Raw genomic sequence first — 17,796 nt, 5'->3', positions numbered from 1 at the left:
TTTTGGATTAGCGGCTCGCGGTAAGCGTTGTTTCTTCAGCTTCACGCACAACGTCTACAATATTGCTGGCCGCCACAGTACCCATTTTGATATACGACGCTGCGCTGACGCCGCCAATATGAGGGGAGATAATGACGTTCTCGACCCCCTGCCAGAGGTGCGGAGCGGTCAGGGGTTCGCTGGTAAAGCTGTCCAGCCCCGCGCTGTGCAAGGTTCGATTCTTTAGCGCCGCGAGCAATGAACGATCGTCAATCAAGCCGCCGCGTGCCGTATTCACCAGAATAGCGTTTCGCTTAACGTATGCGAGCGTCTCTGCATTGATCATGCCCCGATTTTCGTCGGTGAGCGGACAATGCAACGAAATCACATCGGAACGGGAAAGAAGGTCGGTCAGGGTGTCAGCGCGCTGGCACACGTCAGGCATTGTTTTAGCGAAGGGATCGTAAGCCAGAACCCGCATACCAAAGACGTGCCCTATCTTCGCCACCCGCGAGCCAATCGCCCCCAGCCCGATCAGCCCCAGCGTTTGCCCCTCCAGTTCGATGGATTTATGCGTGGCTTTGTCCCAGTGCCCTTCGCGCAGTCGCGTGTCCAGGGACACCACGGATTTGGCGCAGGCGAGAATCAACGCCCAGGTGTGTTCAGCCACCGCCGCCGCGTTAGCTCCCGGTGCAGAGCGGACGGCGATATTACGCTCAGCCGCTGCCACCTGGTCTATCACATCGATCCCGCTTCCGTGCTTGGAAATAACCTGCAGGGCTGGTGCTGCATCCATGATTTTCGCGCTAATCTTGCCGTAACGTACCAGTATTGCCACCGGATTATACTGTTCACACAGTGCAATCAGCTCATCCTCCGTGGGCTGACGACCCGCAAATACCACCTCAAAGTCGTGCAATATCGCCATGGCTTGCTCTGCCAGGTCGCTCCCGGTTACCAGGACTACCTTCTTATTAGTCATTACAGCGTCTCCCCGTCTGCCAGCATGCCCGCCTTACGCAGCGCGTCATTGAGCCAGTGTGGGCGTAAATCGCCCTCACGGATAGCAGCAAGACGTTTGGTCTCCATCTCGAGCTTCTCTTTTGCCAGACGGATTATCTGCTTAACGTCCTCGCGTGGGATCACCACCACGCCGTCGATATCGGCCACGACCAAATCTCCGGCCTGCACTGTCGCCCCGGCAACGGAAATGGGATGGTTCACCCGGCCAGAAATGGACTTTGTCGGGCCGCAGGGATTCAGACCCGCAGAGAAAACGGGATAGTTACCCTTGCTCAGTGTGTCGGCGTCACGTACCGCTCCGTCGATAATGATCCCTGCAATACCGCTCGCCTGAGCCTGGGTTGCCATGATTTCACCCAGTAGCGCGCAGCTCAGATCGCCTTTGCCATCGACGACCAGCACATCGCCGGGCTGGGCAACGGCCATCGCGGCATGAATGGCCAGATTATCCCCGGGACGCACCTCAACGGTAACTGCCGGACCCGCAACGGCCATGTGCGATGCCAACGGTTTGATTCGTCCATGCAGCGTACCGCGGCGCCCGGCGACATCCGCCAGTATGGCAGCCTGATATTCGGCGGCCTGGCGGACCTCTTCAGCTGAAACGCGTTCGAACTGGCGATTGATCAATGATTTTTCAGAAACGGACATGACGCTCTCCATATTGTTTTACTGTGTACAATGCAGGTGTACAATACAAAACAACTATAGCGGTGTTGCTTTCCTTTTAGCCAGACCTGAGAAGGGGTTTGTGATGTAAACACGAAGTGACTCACAAAATTTGAGGTACACTCTCTGCCGGGCTGAAAAGGAGATAATGATGGGGAATGAAGGCGTTGTAGCGGTTGAAAAAGCGCTGGCTTTACTGGATTGCTTCCGTCCTGGCGATGAAAGCCTGACGTTAACCGCCCTGGCGCAGCTATCGGGTTACCACAAAACCACGGTTTACCGCTTAATGAACTCTCTTGAACGGATGAACTATGTCGTCAGGCATGATGACGGCAATTATGCGCTTGGCCCTCGTCTGCTTTATCTCGGTAAGCTGTATGAACAATCTTTCCATCTTTCCCGGGTGGTTCAGCCGGAACTTCAGGCCTTGTCTCTGGCTTCCCAGGAGAGCGCCAGCTGGTATGTATTAGAAGGCGGGCAACGTCTGTGCCTGTTTAGGGCAGAAGCGTCACATGGGCTCCGTCACAGCAATCTCCCCGGCACCCAGTTCCCGCTGGACGATTCTGCTATCAGTAAGGTTCTACGCCATTGGGGCCTCAATGAGCCCCTGCCGGGCGGTGAGCCTGCGCTTCCGCTCTACACGGCAGGTGCCCGCGATCCCCATACCGCTGCGTTTGCGATGCCCGTCTTCGGCGTTCATGACAAACTGATTGCGGCGCTGGCACTGACCGGTCCCATCTCACGACTGACGGAAGATCGCAGGGAGCAAGGTATTCGTCAGTTGATGCACGACACCGCCAGCCGCCTGTCACAGAAAATGGGGGCCAGTAAGCCCTTCTGTCAGCAGTTCTACGGGGAAACGAGCGATACCGCGGAAGAAAACCGTTAACGAAAAGCGGGACACGCGTCCCGCTTTTGTCATTGCTAATGCGTGACCTGATTTTCGTGTAGCTGAGCGTTACGGGCCTGTCGTCCCATAATGAGTACTGCGATACCTCCCGCCACACACAGCGCCGCCAGCGGAAGCATCGCCAGCGTGTAGCTGCCCGTCCGCTCATTAATAATACCGTATGCATTGACCATGACCGCGCCGCCGATCAGGTTAGCAATAGCGCCAATTGCGGCGAGTCCTGCAGCCGCCGAGGTACTGCTCATCCAGCCGGACGCCAGCGCCCAGAAAGGCCCTTTCATTGAATAAGCGCCGATGAGCATGATGCTGAGAATAACAATGGTGGCAGCAAGGGAGACGCTGACAAATGCGGCAAATACGCCTGCGGCAATCATGAAAAGCGTCAGCGCAGTATGCCAGCGGCGTTCGTTGGTTCGGTCAGAACTTCGTCCCCATACAATCATGAGTACGGATGCCAGACCGTACGGGATGGCGTTGAACAGGCCTGTCTCAAGATTATTGAGATGGAAGGATTTCAGCAGTTGAGGAGACCATACGCTGATGGTGGTGCCAGCAGACGATGCGCCAGCGTAAATCAGCGCCAGCAGCCAGATTTGGCGATGTTTCAATAACTGCCACGTCGTTTGATGTCCAATATTCTTTTGCTGATTGCGCTCGTTTTCCAGCGTGGTTTCCAGCCATTGCTTTTGTTCACTGCTGAGCCAGTTCGCCTGATGAGGGCGATCGCGGAGAATAAACCAGGCGGCAATGCCGAGCAGTACGGCGGGCAAACCTTCAATGATAAACAGCAGGTGCCAGCCACGCAGACCCAGCCAGCCGTCCATCGACAGTATCAACCCGGAAAGCGGGGAGCCGATGAAGTTGGCGAGTGGGATGGCGACCATAAAGGAGGCAATAATGCGTGCGCGATAGCGGGAAGGGATCCACCAGGTCAGATAAAGCACGACGCCAGGGAAGAAGCCCGCCTCTGCGGCGCCGAGAAGAAAACGGACGATATAGAGCGACGTGGTGTTCTGGACCAGCGACATACACATGGACACAATGCCCCAGCTAATCATGATGCGCGGGATCCACAGTCGTGCGCCGACTTTTTGCATCGCCAGGTTGCTTGGCACTTCAAACAAAAAATAGGCCACAAAGTAGAGACTGCTGGCGAAACCAAATGCCGCTTTGCTGAGACCGAGATCCTCATTCATCTGCAGCGATGCCATGCCGATGTTCCCGCGATCGATAATGGAGATCAGATAGCTGACGATGAGAAACGGCAGGATACGCCAGATGACCTTCCGCATCGTCTCCTTTTCTATCCCCTCACTGGTGGTAGCGCCATAACGCGTTTGTTCTGTCATTGTGTCCTCGCAGGGTCTGTTCTTGGTTTTATCAGGTACAACTCAGTTTTATTTAACAAAACCACTATAGCGACGTTGCGTTATTTTTATCCAGTGAATGGAAGGTTTAAATTATGTAAATAAGAGGTGACTCACATATCAGGCGCGTTACGCAAAGCGCCTAAACGGCAGATGCGTCACCCCACATTGTGAGGTAAAGTACACGCCTTGCGCAGCCACAGCGCTGCGGTTTGAAGGGGGGAACCGGTGTAAAACCGTTCCATCTTTTTCTCTGCTGGCATATGCCAGTCTGCATGGTTTTTGTGTTTTGCCTCTAAAAAAGGGTTGTGTATGTCTGCTGCTCATCTCGGTTTCCCGACGGAAACCGTTGTTGTCTTTGTGGTGATGGCTGTCGGGGCGATGTTTATCGACCTCTTCATGCACCGTCACGATAAGCCTGTCTCGCTGAAAAGTGCCGCGATGTGGTCCGTTTTCTGGTTCTCGATGGCGATGGCGTTTGCCGGGTTCCTGTATGTTCATCACGGCGCCGAGATGGCGAGCCTGTTCCTCACCGGCTATGCGCTGGAAGAGGTGCTCTCGGTCGATAACCTGTTTGTGATGATGGCGATTTTCGCCTGGTTCGGTGTACCAGATAAGTACCGTCACCGCGTGCTTTACTGGGGCGTACTGGGGGCCATTGTCTTCCGCGGTATCTTCGTGGCCATTGGGACCAGCCTGCTGAGTCTGGGGCCGTACGTGGAGGTTATTTTCGCGCTGGTTGTTGGCTGGACGGCGGTGATGATGCTCAGGCGCAACGAAGAGAGCGACGAGGTTGAAGATTACTCCGGGCATCTGGCCTATCGGCTGGTGAAGCGTTTTTATCCTGTCTGGCCGAAAATCAGCAGCCACGCCTTCATTCTGACGCAGAAAGAGGTGGATGCGGAGCTGGAAAAACCGGAAAACCAGGACGTGATGGTTGGGCGCGTCAAAAAAGCGAAGCGTTACGCGACGCCATTATTGCTTTGCGTGGCGGTCGTGGAGCTGTCCGATGTGATGTTCGCGTTTGACTCCGTACCGGCTATTATCGCCGTCAGCCGCGAGCCGCTGATTATCTACAGCGCGATGATGTTTGCCATCCTCGGCCTGCGTACGCTCTATTTCGTACTGGAAGCGCTGAAGCAATATCTGGTTCATCTGGAGAAAGCGGTGGTCCTGCTGCTGTTCTTCGTGGCGTTCAAGCTCGGTTTGAATGCGACGGACCACTTCTGGCACCACGGCTACAGCATTGGCGCGACGACCAGTCTGTTCGTGGTATTAGGCGTGCTGGCGCTGGGGATTATTGCGAGCGTGATGTTCCCTGGGAAACGTGAGGCCTGATGCACCGCTCTTCTCCCTCTCCCTGTGGGCTGAGGGTTCCCCAGTAATTTTTTACCAAAAGCGACGAATGTTATTTCAGGAAAATGAATGATTTACAGCGACGCCCTGGTCCGGCTGTAAATCGCTGAGGCGTTCCCTGCAGGCCGGGGCGAGGCGCATGGATGCGCCGAGAGGGCGGCTTTACAGGGACGTTACATCCGCCCGTCCCCGATAAGCCGGAAGGAATAAGCCGAAGGCACCGCGAAGCGGCGATTTACCGCCGGGAGCCCGGGTCGCCAGGGCGGCGGCGATTGAGCCGCCCTGGCACGTTCACAAGTCATGCCGTTACAGAGTAGCAAGGAACATAAAGTGAACGGAATGACCTCTACAGCCATATGTTCCCCCTCACCCCAGCCCTCTCCCTCAAGGGAGAGGGAGTTCTCCGTGCAGGCATTATTTTGTGGGGAACCCTCAGCCCTGTGGGAGAGGGCCGGGGTGAGGGCACCAGACCGCACCTAACCCTTAATCGGTGAGTTGCGGCGCTTGCGCGGATGATGGAAGTGCCGCCAGTGTGGATCCTGCGCAGCCGCCAGCAGTTCATGGTCGCCACGGGTATCACCCCAGGCGCGCAGGTGGTACGCGTTCAGATTGCCATACACCTTTTCCAGTCTGGCGACTTTCTGGGCGCAGCGGCAGTTGTTGCCGGTAATGCGCCCGGTCAGCTTGCCGTTTTTCACTTCCAGTTGCGTGCCAATCAGCTTGATGCCGAGTTTGTCAGCCCACGGCTGGAGCACCAGAGCAGGAGAGGCGGAGCAGATCGTCACTTCCGCACCGGAGTTCACTTCAGCCGCCACCGCCAGCACCCCTTCGGGGCGCATCAGCTTGTCCCAGTATTTTTCGCAAAACGCTTCCGCCTGCTGTCGTAGCCAGTGCTCATCCACGCCCGTCAGGAAGGTCTTAATCAGTACCTCTTTCAGCTCATCGCGCGTTAGCTTGCGGCGCACGCAGTGCAGCGTCGGTAGCGCCATACGCACCAGACGGCCTGCGAAATAACGTTTGCCGAAGGCAAAACGCAGGAAAGGGATGAAGCTGTCGTGGTGCGTTAACGTTCCATCAAAGTCGAAGACAGAGAGCACGTTGGATTTGGCCACGGCCTCGTCGGCAATCATATTGGTCATAAATACGTCTTAGCTGAAATACACATTCTGCTCATTAGTTTACCTGCTTTGGCGCCACAGTCCTTAAACCATGTGCTTTTTTTTCTCATTCTTGCGACCCAACCGAGGAGTCCAAAAACAGACCCGATAATGATTGGGTAAAAAGTGAGCTGTCTATATTATCGCCGCATCGAAAGATATTTGGGAGGAACGTTGGCCTCCACCGGTAAGGAAAAATTCACTCACTTTTTCTCTCTTGATATGACGTTCAGATCGCTTATTTCAATACTCTCGTTAAGTTTTGCCTCGTTTTCCGCGTTCAGTTTTCAGCTGCCCGCATCCATGCTATCGATGAACCACGACCTCGCGGGAACGCCGGCGAAATCGGCGTTGCTTCACCCGCAAGCGGCTCCGCTGCGCTCACGTATTCTTGACCAGTATCAGAAATGGAAAGGCACGCACTATCAGTGGGGCGGCTCCACGCATCGCGGGGTGGACTGTTCCGCGCTGATGCAACATCTGTTCAGCGATGCCGCACATCTCAGCCTGCCGCGTACGACAAGCGAGCAGATCCATCGTGGCGTGAAGGTCGCACAGTACCGGCTTCGGGCCGGGGATCTGGTGTTCTTCCGGACCGGCCCGAACCAAAAGCACGTGGGCGTCTATATTGGCGGTAGCCAGTTTATTCATGCCTCAAGCAGTCAGGGCGTGACGGTGTCCACCCTGAACGATAGCTACTGGCAGGCGCGCTATATTACTGCCCGCCGGGTTGCAGGCAGTGAGACCTGACCACTCAGATAATGTCATCCACCACGCCACCGTCGACGCGTAACGCCGCGCCCGAGGTGGCGGAGGCCTGCGCTGAGCAGACATACACCACCATATTGGCCACCTCTTCAACCGTGGCCGCACGCTGGATCACCGAGCTGGGGCGGTTGGCCATCACAAACTCTTTTGCCAGTTGTTCCAGCGATTTACCGGTTTTTTCGATCTCGTCTTTCATCATCTCCGCGAATCCGTCAGACATCGTCGGCCCCGGCAATACGCTGTTGACCGTCACGCCGCTGCCCGCCACGAACTTCGCCAGTCCGCGTGCCAGCGAGAGCTGCGCCGTTTTGGTCACGCCGTAGTGGATCATGTCCGCCGGGATATTGCAGGCCGACTCGGAGGAGATAAATACCACGCGGCCCCAGCCTTTCTGCACCATACCGGGCAGCAGCGCGCGTGAGAGACGCACGCCGGACATCACGTTGGTCTGCCAGTAACGCTCCCAGGTGTCATCGTCGGTGGCGTAAAAATCCTGCGGCCCGTAAATCCCGGCATTGTTGACCAGAATGTCGACGTTGCTCGCCACCTTCAGCAGCGACTCGACCCCTTCCGGCGTGCTGAGATCGGCTATCGCGGCACGCACCTGCACGCCCGGCACCACCTGCTGCAGCTGCTGAATACCTTTATTCACCGACTCCGTACTGCGGCCATTGACGATCACTTCCGCACCGCTTTCGGCCAGCCCTCTGGCAATGGCGAAGCCGATCCCGCCGGTGGAGGCGGTAACCAGCGCCACTTTTCCCGTAAAGTCGATTTTCATCCTCTGCTCCTTATCGTTTTAACGTTCGGACCTTAAAGCGTAGCAGGTGACGATGACGGCTCCTGGCTAAAAAGGCGCAACAGGGTCTCAACCTGTTCGTCCAGCGGGTGAAGGGAGCGCTTAACGATCAGGTGCAGCGGCGTGGCCCGACGCACGCCGTGACTGAGCGGCAGCATCTTCAGCACCCCTTGATCCAGCTGAGCCTGGATGCGCTCCTCCGGCAGCCAGCCGTAACCCACCTGCGACATCACCGCCTCAATGGCGGCGTCAATGGTGGAGAAGGTCCATGAGCCTCCGGCAGCGCGCGCGGAAGAGTGGTTGTCTGCAATCTGGATCAGCGGCCACGGGCGGAGCATGTCGTCATTAAGCGGTGCGTCGAGCTGAAAGAGGGGATGCTGGTGATGGGCCACCGCGATAAAGTCGATATTCATCAGCCATTCGCCCAGCCCGGTAATATCCTGGCGGCGGGTGAGGATCATCACATCGGCTTCATCGTTAATGGCATCGGCGCGGGTATTTTCCAGCACTTCGGTGAGGCGCACCTGCGTTTGCGGGTACTGCTGCTGGAACTGACGCAGGATGGCGAACAGACGTCGGCGGGGGAAGATATTGTCCACCACCAGATCCAGTCGCGTGCGCATTCCGTTGCGCAGGGTAGCCGCCCGCGTCTCAACGTAGGCAAAGGCTTTCAGCAGCGGTTTGACCTGGTTGAGAAGCAGTTCCCCGGCAGGGGTCAACACCGCCCGGCGCCCTTCCTGCACCAGAAGCGCCACCCCCAGCCGTTCCTGCAACAGCGACAGGTTATAGCTGACGGAAGACTGGCTGCGGTGCGTCTCTTCCGCTGCTCTGGCAAAGCTGCCCGCGTCCACCACTCTCTCCAGCAAAGACCATTGTTCGAGCGTCGTCTTGTGCATAATTAATCTAAAATTTGGATGAATTTGATTCAAAAATAGCGTTATTCATTCATTTTTTGAAGGGGTACGATCGTCTCATCAAAACAAAGGAGACATCTTATGAGCACCTTCGACAAACATGACTTAAGCGGCTTCATCGGCAAACATCTGGTTTATACCTACGATAACGGCTGGAACTACGAGATTTATATCAAGAATGAAAAGACCATCGACTACCGTATTCACAGCGGTCTGGTGGGTAATCGTTGGGTAAAAGATCAGCGGGTATACATTGTTCGCGTAGGTGAGAGTATTTATAAAATCTCCTGGACCGAACCCACCGGCACCGATGTTAGCCTCATTGTGAACCTGGGCGACAAACTGTTCCATGGCACCATCTTCTTCCCACGTTGGGTCATGAACAACCCGGAAAAAACCGTCTGTTTCCAGAACGATCACATTCCGCTGATGAACAGCTATCGCGATGCGGGCCCGGCCTATCCAACGGAAGTGATTGATGAGTTTGCCACTATTACTTTTGTGCGCGACTGCGGAGCCAACGATGACAGCGTAATTGCGTGTGCTGCCAGTGAATTGCCAAAAGACTTCCCGAATAATTTAAAATAAGCGCGACAATTAACTAAAAAGAAAAGTTCCCGGTTGTTTCTGCTTTTACAGAAATAACCGGGATTTTTTTTGTTTGTTGAGGGTTGGTTTAAACGTTACATTTTGCAAAAATTGAATGTGATCACAAAATAAAAAATTCATAATTATGTAACCTCTTGTTTATAAAGTTATTTAAATACACTCCTTAACACTTTAAATACGCATCTTAATTTTTCCCTAAGAAATGCGCGTTACCTTGATATGAGTTTATGAACCGTTGAAATAAACGAACCGGTAATTGGTTAATATCAAAAGCGTGCCATTCTTATTGCAAGGAAATTAATGATGAGCGATTTTTTGCCTTTTTCCCGCCCTTCCATGGGCAATGAGGAAATAACGGCGTTGCAGGAGGTATTAACCTCTGGCTGGATCACGACCGGGCCGAAAAATCAGGCGCTTGAAGAGGCATTCTGCCAACTGACCGGGAATCACCACGCCATTGCCGTCAGTTCGGCCACCGCCGGGATGCACGTCACCCTGATGGCGCTGGGTATTGGCCCTGGCGATGAAGTAATTACCCCCTCCCTGACCTGGGTCTCCACGCTGAATATGATTGTTCTGCTGGGAGCAACCCCGGTGATGATCGATGTGGACAAAGACACGCTGATGGTCACCCCGGACGCGGTTGACGCCGCCATTACGCCGCGCACCAAAGCCATTATCCCGGTGCATTACGCCGGCGCGCCGTGTGACATCGACGCCATTCGCGCCGTGGGGGAGCGTCACGGTATTCCGGTGATTGAAGATGCGGCACACGCCGCGGGCACGTACTACAAAGATCGCCACGTGGGCTGGCAGGGCACGGCAATTTTCTCCTTCCACGCCATTAAAAACATGACCTGCGCCGAGGGCGGTCTGGTGGTGACGGATGACGAACAGCTGGCACAAAAAATCCGCAGCCTGAAATTCCACGGTCTGGGCGTCGATGCCTATGACCGCCAGACCCACGGCCGCGCGCCGCAGGCCGAGGTGATCGCGCCCGGCTTTAAATACAACCTCGCGGACATCAACGCCGCGCTGGCGCTGGTGCAGTTGGGCAAACTGAAACAGGCCAACAAACGCCGTCAGGACATCGCCGAACGCTACCTGCGCGAGCTGGCCGACACGCCGTTCCAGCCGCTAACGCTTCCGTCATGGCCGCATGTGCACGCCTGGCATCTGTTTATTATCCGCGTGGATGAAGCCCGCTGCGGGATCTCCCGAGACAACCTGATGGCGGCCCTGAAAGAGCAGGGCATCGGCACTGGCCTGCATTTCCGCGCGGCACACACGCAAAAATACTACCGCGAGCGTTTTCCTGATGTATCGCTCCCGCATTCTGAATGGAACAGCGCGCGTATTTGTTCTCTCCCACTTTTCCCGGACATGACTCATGACGACACAACCCGCGTCATTACCGCGCTCCATCAGCTTGCAGGACATTGATATGTTCAGTGCACCACCTGTACAAAAAGTTTCTGTGGTGATCCCGGTTTATAACGAGCAGGAGAGCCTGCCCGAACTGATCCGCCGCACCACCGCCGCCTGTGAGACGCTGGGCAAAGCCTATGAAATCCTGCTGGTGGATGATGGCAGCAGCGATAACTCCGCCCTGATGTTGACCGAGGCTGCGCAGGCCGAAGGCAGCCATGTCGTTGCGGTGCTGCTTAACCGCAACTACGGCCAGCACTCGGCCATTATGGCCGGGTTCAGCCACGTGACGGGCGATCTGGTCATCACCCTGGATGCCGATCTGCAAAACCCGCCGGAGGAGATCCCCCGGCTGGTCGCCAAAGCCGATGAAGGGTACGACGTGGTGGGTACGGTACGGCAGAATCGTCAGGATAGCCTGTTCCGCAAGCTGGCTTCCCGCACCATCAACCGCCTGATCCAGCGCACCACCGGCAAAGCGATGGGCGATTACGGCTGCATGCTGCGCGCCTATCGCCGCCATATTGTCGACGCCATGCTGCACTGCCATGAACGCAGCACCTTCATTCCGATTCTGGCGAATACCTTTGCCCGTAAGGCGACGGAGATCCCGGTGCTGCACGCCGAGCGTGAGCACGGGGAATCGAAGTACAGCTTTATGCGTCTTATCAACCTGATGTACGACCTCATCACCTGCCTGACCACCACGCCGCTGCGCCTGCTGAGCGTCTTCGGCAGCATTATCGCGCTGGCCGGGTTTGCGCTTTCCGTTTTGCTGGTCGTCCTGCGTCTGGTCTTTGGCCCCCAGTGGGCGGCGGAAGGGGTCTTCATGCTCTTTGCCGTGCTGTTCATGTTCATCGGCGCCCAGTTTGTCGGGATGGGGCTGCTCGGTGAGTACATTGGCCGTATCTATAACGATGTTCGCGCACGTCCGCGCTACTTTATTCAACGTGTTGTCCGCCAGGAACACAAAGTCTCTCAAGAGGAAAAACACCCATGAAAGCTGTTGTCTTTGCCTATCACGATATGGGGTGCGCGGGCCTGCTTGCCCTGCTTGAAGCGGGTTATGATATCGCTGCCATCTTCACGCATCCGGATGCCGCGGGAGAGAATAATTTCTTTGGCTCCGTGGCGCGTATCGCCGCCGAGCGCGGCATTCCGGTCTATGCGCCGGACGATATCAACCACCCGCTGTGGGTGGATCGCATTCGCGCCGTCGCGCCGGATGTCATCTTCTCGTTCTACTACCGCAATTTGATCTGTGACGAGATCTTAAGCCTGGCGAAAACAGGGGCATTTAACCTTCACGGCTCTTTGCTGCCCGCCTACCGTGGCCGCGCGCCGCTGAACTGGGTGCTGGTGAATGGTGAAACTGAAACCGGTGTGACCCTGCACCGCATGGTGCACCGCGCGGATGCGGGTGCCATCATTGCGCAGCAGCGTGTGGCCATCGGCGCGGATGAGACGGCGCTGCAGCTTCATCAGAAACTCTGCTCCGTGGCGCAAAGCCTGCTGCGTGATGCACTGCCGACCATCCTGAACGGCACCTTCAGCGAGACCGCTCAGGACGAGAGCAAGGCGAGTTGTTTTGGCCGCCGCACGCCGGAAGACGGCCGTCTGGACTGGAACAAGCCCGCCCGCCAGCTGCACAACCTGGTGCGCGCAGTGACCGACCCCTGGCCGGGGGCGTATAGCTTCGCCGGTGTAAGCAAATTTATCGTCTGGAAATCCCGCGTGCGCGATGACGTCCCGGCCGCGAAACCGGGCACCATCGTCTCTGTCTCGCCGCTGATTGTCAGCTGCGGCGAGCAGGCGCTGGAGATCGTGACCGGTCAGACCGACAACGGCGTTTATGTGCAGGGCGCGCAGCTGGCGCAGTCTCTGGGGCTGGTTCCCGGCGCCTTGATCACCAGCGCTCCAGTGGTGGCAATTAAGCGCCGTACCCGCGTGCTGATCCTCGGCGTGAACGGTTTTATTGGTAACCACCTGACCGAGCGTCTGCTGAAAGACGATAACTACGAAATTTATGGCCTCGACATTGGCTCCGATGCCATCAGCCGTTTCCTTGACTGCCCGCGCTTCCATTTCGTGGAAGGGGATATCAGCATCCACTCCGAGTGGATTGAGTACCATATTAAAAAATGCGACGTGGTGCTGCCGCTGGTCGCCATTGCCACGCCGATTGAGTACACCCGCAACCCGCTGCGCGTATTCGAGCTGGACTTTGAAGAGAACCTGAAGATTATCCGCGACTGCGTGAAATACGATAAGCGCATCATCTTCCCGTCCACCTCCGAAGTGTACGGCATGTGTACCGATAAAAACTTCGATGAAGATACCTCTAACCTGGTGGTCGGGCCGATCAACAAGCAGCGCTGGATTTACTCCGTCTCCAAACAGCTGCTGGACCGCGTGATTTGGGCCTACGGCGAGAAAGAAGGGCTGCGTTTTACCCTGTTCCGGCCGTTTAACTGGATGGGGCCACGTCTGGATAACCTGAACGCGGCGCGCATTGGCAGCTCCCGCGCCATTACCCAGCTGATCCTGAACCTGGTGGAAGGCTCGCCCATTAAGCTCATTGAAGGCGGTAAACAAAAACGCTGCTTCACCGACATCAGCGATGGCATCGAAGCTCTGTTCCGCATCATCGAAAACAAGGATGGCCGCTGCAACGGGGAGATCATCAACATCGGCAACCCGGATAACGAAGCGAGCATTCGTGAACTGGCCGAAATGCTGTTGGCCAGCTTTGAGCGCCATCCGCTGCGTAACCAGTTCCCGCCGTTTGCAGGATTCCGCGAAGTGGAAAGCAGCAGCTACTATGGCAAAGGCTACCAGGACGTTGAGCACCGAAAACCGAGCATTCGCAATGCGAAGCGCTGCCTGAACTGGACGCCAACGGTGAAGATGGAGCAGACCATTGATGAGACGCTCGATTTCTTCCTGCGCACCGTGGAGCTGTCGGAACAGGCCTCATGAAAAAAGTCGGTTTACGCATTGATGTCGATACCTTCAGGGGAACGCGTGACGGCGTTCCCGGACTGCTGACGCTGCTGAGCAAGCACGATGTGCGTGCCAGCATCTTCTTCAGCGTGGGGCCAGACAACATGGGACGTCATTTATGGCGTCTGGTTAAACCGGCATTTCTGTTCAAAATGCTGCGCTCGCGCGCAGCATCGCTCTACGGCTGGGATATTTTGCTGGCCGGTACCGCATGGCCCGGCAGGCGTATCGGCGCGGGTAACGAAGCCATCATCCGTGAAGCGGCGCAACACCATGAGGTCGGCCTGCATGCCTGGGATCACCATGCCTGGCAGGCCTGGGCGGGCGTCTGGGATATTCCTCGCCTGGCCCGGGAAATCGAGCGTGGTCTGCGGGAGCTGGAGGCCATTATCGGTCAACCGGTGCGCTGCTCCGCCGTGGCGGGATGGCGTGCGGATCAACGCGTCGTGAAAGCCAAAGAGACGTTCGCGTTTCGCTACAACAGCGATTGCCGGGGTAGCGGACCGTTTTTACCGCAGCTCGGTGAAAACCGCGTTGGCACGGTGCAAATCCCGGTCACGCTTCCCACCTGGGATGAAGTGGTGGGGCGCGAGGTGACTGCCGACGGCTTCAACCGCTACATTCTGGACTGCATGCATCGCGACACCGGCACCCCGGTCTACACCATCCACGCCGAGGTGGAGGGGATTGCGTATCAGCATGATTTCGATGCGCTGTTGACGCTGGCGGCGCAGGAGGGGATTCAGTTCTGCCCGTTGATCGACCTGCTGCCAGACGATCTCAGTACGCTGCCCGTCGGCAAAATTGTGCGTAATGACATGGCTGGCCGGGAAGGCTGGCTTGGCTATCAACAAACCGTGAGTCCGGTACCATGAAAGTCGCCCGTTATGGCTTAGTGCTGTTCGCCCTGTTTATTGTTTACTACCTCATTCCGGTCGATATCCGTCTGTTATGGCAGCCTGATGAAACGCGCTATGCGGAAATCAGCCGTGAAATGCTCGCCTCCGGCGACTGGATTGTGCCCCATTTTCTGGGGCTGCGTTACTTTGAAAAGCCGATTGCCGGTTACTGGGTCAACAGCCTCGGGCAACTGCTGTTTGGCCACACGAACTTTGCCGTGCGCGCCGGGGCCATCTTTTCTAACGGCCTGACGGCGCTGCTGGTCATCTGGATGGCCTGGCAACTCTGGCGTGATAAACGCGTTGCCCTGTTCTCCGGCCTTATCTTCCTGACGCTGTTTCTGGTGTATGGCATTGGCACCTATGCCGTGCTCGATCCCATCATCACCCTGTGGCTGGTGGCGGCGATGTGCAGTTTCTGGCTGGCCTCGCAGGCGCAGACCCTGGCTGGCAAAGTGGGGGGCTACATATTGCTGGGGCTGGCCTGCGGCATGGGGGTGATGACCAAAGGTTTCCTCGCCCTGGCGGTGCCGGTGCTTGGCGTCCTGCCGTGGGTGATAGCCCAAAAGCGCTGGAAAGAGGTGCTGATTTTTGGCGGGCTCGCCATCCTGAGCTGCGTGCTCATTGTCCTGCCCTGGGGGCTGGCGATTGCCTGGCGTGAACCCGATTTCTGGCGCTACTTCTTCTGGGTTGAACACGTTCAGCGTTTCGCCCAAAGCGACGCCCAGCACAAAGCCCCGTTCTGGTATTATCTGCCATTCCTGGTCGCGGGCAGTCTGCCGTGGCTGGCACTGTTGCCCGGTGCGCTGCGTCTGGGCTGGCGTGAAAAACATCCTGCAGGCGGCGGGCTTTATCTGCTCGGTTGGGTGGTGATGCCGCTTTTATTCTTCAGCATTGCCAAAGGCAAGCTGCCGACCTACATCCTGCCGTGTTTTGCCCCGCTGGCTATCCTGATGGCGCGCTATGCCTGCCTTGCGGCGGAAAAAGGTGCCAGGGCGTTACGCATTAACGGCGGGATTAACCTGGCGTTTGGCGTCATCGGCGTGGTGGCGGCGCTGGTGGTCTCTCCGTGGGGGCTGGCTAAGCATCCGGTCTGGACGTCGGTCGAACTGTATAAAGTCTTCTGCGCGGTGGTGGCCTTCCTCGTCTGGGCCGTGGTGGGCTGGTTTAGCTTCAGACGGAGCCAGCAGCGCTGGTGGCTGGCGGCGCTGTGCCCTGCCGGGCTGGCGTTGCTGATTGGCTTTGCCATTCCCAACCTGGTGGTGGATTCCAAACAGCCGCAGTCGCTGGTGGATACCGTGCGCGACCCGCTCCAGCAGAGCCGGTTCGTGCTGGCCGATAACGTCGGCGTGGCGGCAGGGCTGGCGTGGGAGCTGAAGCGTAACGACATCATCCTGTTTGGTCAGAGCGGTGAGCTGCGCTACGGGCTGGATTACCCGGATGTGAAAGACCGCTTTATCAATAAAGATGACTTTGCGCAGTGGCTGGCGACGCATCGCCAGCAGGGGAGCGTGTCGCTGGTGATCCTGCTGTCGAAGAACGACGATCTGAAACGAGCCAACCTGCCAGCGCCTGACCACCTGTATATCCAGGGGCGGCTGGCTTACCTGCAGTATCTGCCGCAATGATGACCTGGTGGTGGCTGGTGCTGGCAAGTCTGCTGACCTGCGCGGGGCAGCTCTGCCAGAAGCAGGCGACCCGTCCGGCGACAACCGGGCGGCGTGGCGCGCATATTATGCTGTGGATGGGGCTCGCCTTGCTGGCACTGGGCTGCGGCATGCTGGTCTGGCTGGGGGTGTTGCAGCGTCTTCCCGTCGGGGTGGCCTATCCGATGCTGAGCCTTAATTTTGTCTGGGTGACACTGGCGGCGAAGGGACTCTGGCATGAAAAGGTGGCCTGGCATCACTGGCTGGGCGTTGGGTTGATCATCACCGGGATAGTGTTGCTGGGAGGAAGCCTGTGAAAGGGGTGTTCTGGGCCTTATGCAGCGTGGTGTTAGTCAGCGTGGCGCAGCTGCTGCTGCGCAGTGCCATGCAGGCGCTTCCCTCTGTCGGCGAGGCGTTCGCAGTTCTCCGGGCCCTCTGGCATTTCTCGTCCGGTACCGCCGCGCTGCTGCTGGGGCTGATGGGCTATGTGGCCTCTATGGGCTGCTGGTATCTGGCGCTGCATCGCATGGCACTCAGCAAAGCGTATGCCTTGCTGAGCCTCAGTTATATTCTGGTGTGGGGCGCGGCGATCCTGCTGCCCGGCTGGGGCGAGTCGTTCTCGTGGCAGGGGCTGGCGGGCGTCGGGTTGATTATGCTGGGCGTGCTGGTGATATTTCTGCCCCGGACATCGGGTGGTGAAAAATCGCCCCGGGGGTAAGGGTAAACGGGGTGGGCGTGCAGACGGCGAGACTCAGGGAGCCAAACTGAAGCTGGCTGACCGAGTGGGTCTGTGAGGTGCTGTCGATGCTGACAATCTGCCAGGCGCTGCCGCCTCGCTGCTTCACAATCGCCTCCTTACGCGTCCAGATCCCCCAGAACGTGGAGAGCTTCGCCTCCTGCGCTTCGCGTTCCAGCTCTGCATGTTCCGCCACGCTGAACACGGCGTTCGCCAGTGCCTGCCAGTTTTCACGCGGGCGTATCACTTCGATATCGCAGCCCACTTCACCTTCATCGCTCACCAGCAGGGCAATGTCGTCCCCGCTGTGGCTCAGGTTAAACCAGAGCCGATGATCTTTTGCAAAGGCGGGTTTCCCCTGTTCGCCGTACACAATGTCGGGCAGCGGAGAAGGGGACAATGCCCGGGCGAGCAGCGTCCTGCCTGCCAGCCAGGAACGGTGTCGCGCACCCTGAGGTGCCATATCTGCGAGCGTTGACGCCAGCGGGTCCGCGCTAAGGGTGGAGATTTTTCCCAGTATAAACTGGTACATA

18 protein-coding genes are annotated in these 17,796 nt (G+C 57.3%); 11 read left to right on the top strand and 7 right to left on the bottom strand.

Translation table 11 applies throughout. The features are described 5' to 3' along the window. Positions 1-7: 7 nt before the first annotated feature. Both ACTJJI_RS19915 and ACTJJI_RS19910 read right to left on the bottom strand, forming a co-directional pair. Positions 8-961, bottom strand: a complete 954-nt coding sequence (locus ACTJJI_RS19915; RefSeq protein ID WP_440655296.1) for a hydroxyacid dehydrogenase — start codon at positions 959-961, stop codon at positions 8-10. Continuing rightward, on the bottom strand, positions 961-1,653 hold the full coding sequence (locus ACTJJI_RS19910; protein ID WP_014833636.1) for an RraA family protein: 693 nt from the start codon (positions 1,651-1,653) through the stop codon (positions 961-963). The genes ACTJJI_RS19915 and ACTJJI_RS19910 overlap by 1 nt, the downstream gene beginning before the upstream one ends. 169 nt (positions 1,654-1,822) lie before the next feature. Between ACTJJI_RS19910 and ACTJJI_RS19905 the strand changes: the two genes are divergently transcribed. After that, a complete protein-coding gene (locus ACTJJI_RS19905) occupies positions 1,823-2,560 on the top strand; it encodes an IclR family transcriptional regulator (RefSeq protein WP_014833635.1) in 738 nt (245 codons plus the stop codon). Positions 2,561-2,595: 35 nt separating this feature from the next. Here the strand turns inward: ACTJJI_RS19905 and ACTJJI_RS19900 are convergent, their stop codons facing one another. Then, positions 2,596-3,930, bottom strand: a complete 1,335-nt coding sequence (locus ACTJJI_RS19900; RefSeq protein ID WP_043951712.1) for an MFS transporter — start codon at positions 3,928-3,930, stop codon at positions 2,596-2,598. Positions 3,931-4,260: 330 nt separating this feature from the next. Between ACTJJI_RS19900 and ACTJJI_RS19895 the strand changes: the two genes are divergently transcribed. Next, positions 4,261-5,286 (top strand): TerC/Alx family metal homeostasis membrane protein, encoded by a 1,026-nt coding sequence (locus tag ACTJJI_RS19895; RefSeq protein ID WP_014833633.1) that lies wholly within the window; start codon positions 4,261-4,263, stop codon positions 5,284-5,286. A gap of 494 nt (positions 5,287-5,780) precedes the next feature. Here the strand turns inward: ACTJJI_RS19895 and ACTJJI_RS19890 are convergent, their stop codons facing one another. Beyond that, the gene (locus tag ACTJJI_RS19890; RefSeq protein ID WP_014833632.1) at positions 5,781-6,443 is read right to left on the bottom strand and encodes an HAD family hydrolase; all 663 of its coding nucleotides are present in this window, start codon (positions 6,441-6,443) and stop codon (positions 5,781-5,783) included. 240 nt (positions 6,444-6,683) lie between these two features. Between ACTJJI_RS19890 and ACTJJI_RS19885 the strand changes: the two genes are divergently transcribed. After that, positions 6,684-7,211 (top strand): NlpC/P60 family protein, encoded by a 528-nt coding sequence (locus tag ACTJJI_RS19885; RefSeq protein ID WP_043951711.1) that lies wholly within the window; start codon positions 6,684-6,686, stop codon positions 7,209-7,211. 4 nt (positions 7,212-7,215) lie between these two features. Here the strand turns inward: ACTJJI_RS19885 and ACTJJI_RS19880 are convergent, their stop codons facing one another. Both ACTJJI_RS19880 and ACTJJI_RS19875 read right to left on the bottom strand, forming a co-directional pair. Further along, complete coding sequence (locus ACTJJI_RS19880; RefSeq protein ID WP_047360457.1) at positions 7,216-8,010, bottom strand: SDR family NAD(P)-dependent oxidoreductase; 795 nt, start codon at positions 8,008-8,010, stop codon at positions 7,216-7,218. Between the two features lie 32 nt (positions 8,011-8,042). Then, the gene (locus ACTJJI_RS19875; protein WP_440655292.1) at positions 8,043-8,924 is read right to left on the bottom strand and encodes a LysR family transcriptional regulator; all 882 of its coding nucleotides are present in this window, start codon (positions 8,922-8,924) and stop codon (positions 8,043-8,045) included. A gap of 99 nt (positions 8,925-9,023) precedes the next feature. Between ACTJJI_RS19875 and ACTJJI_RS19870 the strand changes: the two genes are divergently transcribed. The 8 genes from ACTJJI_RS19870 to arnF all read left to right on the top strand — a co-directional run bounded on the left by ACTJJI_RS19870 (position 9,024) and on the right by arnF (position 17,245). Beyond that, the gene (locus ACTJJI_RS19870; protein ID WP_014833628.1) at positions 9,024-9,530 is read left to right on the top strand and encodes a phenolic acid decarboxylase; all 507 of its coding nucleotides are present in this window, start codon (positions 9,024-9,026) and stop codon (positions 9,528-9,530) included. Between the two features lie 324 nt (positions 9,531-9,854). Next, the gene (arnB, locus tag ACTJJI_RS19865; protein WP_192545035.1) at positions 9,855-10,994 is read left to right on the top strand and encodes a UDP-4-amino-4-deoxy-L-arabinose aminotransferase; all 1,140 of its coding nucleotides are present in this window, start codon (positions 9,855-9,857) and stop codon (positions 10,992-10,994) included. A gap of 1 nt (position 10,995) precedes the next feature. After that, positions 10,996-11,979 carry an undecaprenyl-phosphate 4-deoxy-4-formamido-L-arabinose transferase gene (gene arnC, locus ACTJJI_RS19860; RefSeq protein WP_046889490.1) on the top strand — a complete coding sequence of 328 codons (984 nt, stop codon included), beginning with the start codon at positions 10,996-10,998 and terminating at the stop codon, positions 11,977-11,979. Next, on the top strand, positions 11,976-13,958 hold the full coding sequence (gene arnA / locus ACTJJI_RS19855) for a bifunctional UDP-4-amino-4-deoxy-L-arabinose formyltransferase/UDP-glucuronic acid oxidase ArnA (RefSeq protein ID WP_203461662.1): 1,983 nt from the start codon (positions 11,976-11,978) through the stop codon (positions 13,956-13,958). The genes arnC and arnA overlap by 4 nt, the downstream gene beginning before the upstream one ends. Continuing rightward, positions 13,955-14,857 (top strand): 4-deoxy-4-formamido-L-arabinose-phosphoundecaprenol deformylase, encoded by a 903-nt coding sequence (gene arnD / locus ACTJJI_RS19850; protein ID WP_050860038.1) that lies wholly within the window; start codon positions 13,955-13,957, stop codon positions 14,855-14,857. The genes arnA and arnD overlap by 4 nt, the downstream gene beginning before the upstream one ends. Next, positions 14,854-16,509 carry a lipid IV(A) 4-amino-4-deoxy-L-arabinosyltransferase gene (gene arnT, locus ACTJJI_RS19845; RefSeq protein ID WP_440655289.1) on the top strand — a complete coding sequence of 552 codons (1,656 nt, stop codon included), beginning with the start codon at positions 14,854-14,856 and terminating at the stop codon, positions 16,507-16,509. Before arnD ends, arnT begins: the two co-directional genes overlap by 4 nt. Next, positions 16,506-16,844, top strand: coding sequence for a 4-amino-4-deoxy-L-arabinose-phosphoundecaprenol flippase subunit ArnE (arnE, locus tag ACTJJI_RS19840; protein ID WP_221345851.1), 339 nt, complete (start codon positions 16,506-16,508; stop codon positions 16,842-16,844). Before arnT ends, arnE begins: the two co-directional genes overlap by 4 nt. After that, positions 16,841-17,245, top strand: coding sequence for a 4-amino-4-deoxy-L-arabinose-phosphoundecaprenol flippase subunit ArnF (gene arnF, locus ACTJJI_RS19835; protein WP_047360464.1), 405 nt, complete (start codon positions 16,841-16,843; stop codon positions 17,243-17,245). The genes arnE and arnF overlap by 4 nt, the downstream gene beginning before the upstream one ends. Here arnF and acpT read toward each other — a convergent pair. Further along, positions 17,178-17,795: a 4'-phosphopantetheinyl transferase AcpT gene (gene acpT / locus ACTJJI_RS19830; RefSeq protein ID WP_348567595.1), complete on the bottom strand. Its 618-nt coding sequence runs from the start codon at positions 17,793-17,795 to the stop codon at positions 17,178-17,180. The two genes, arnF and acpT, sit on opposite strands and share 68 nt — an antisense overlap. Between the last annotated feature and the right edge of the window lies 1 nt (position 17,796).

The sequence above is a fragment of the Enterobacter sp. 22466 genome (assembly GCF_052044775.1).
Taxonomy (GTDB): Bacteria; Pseudomonadota; Gammaproteobacteria; order Enterobacterales; family Enterobacteriaceae; genus Enterobacter; species Enterobacter dissolvens.
Note: the sequence above shows the minus strand (reverse complement) of the source record. Positions and strands in the feature narration are given on the sequence as shown.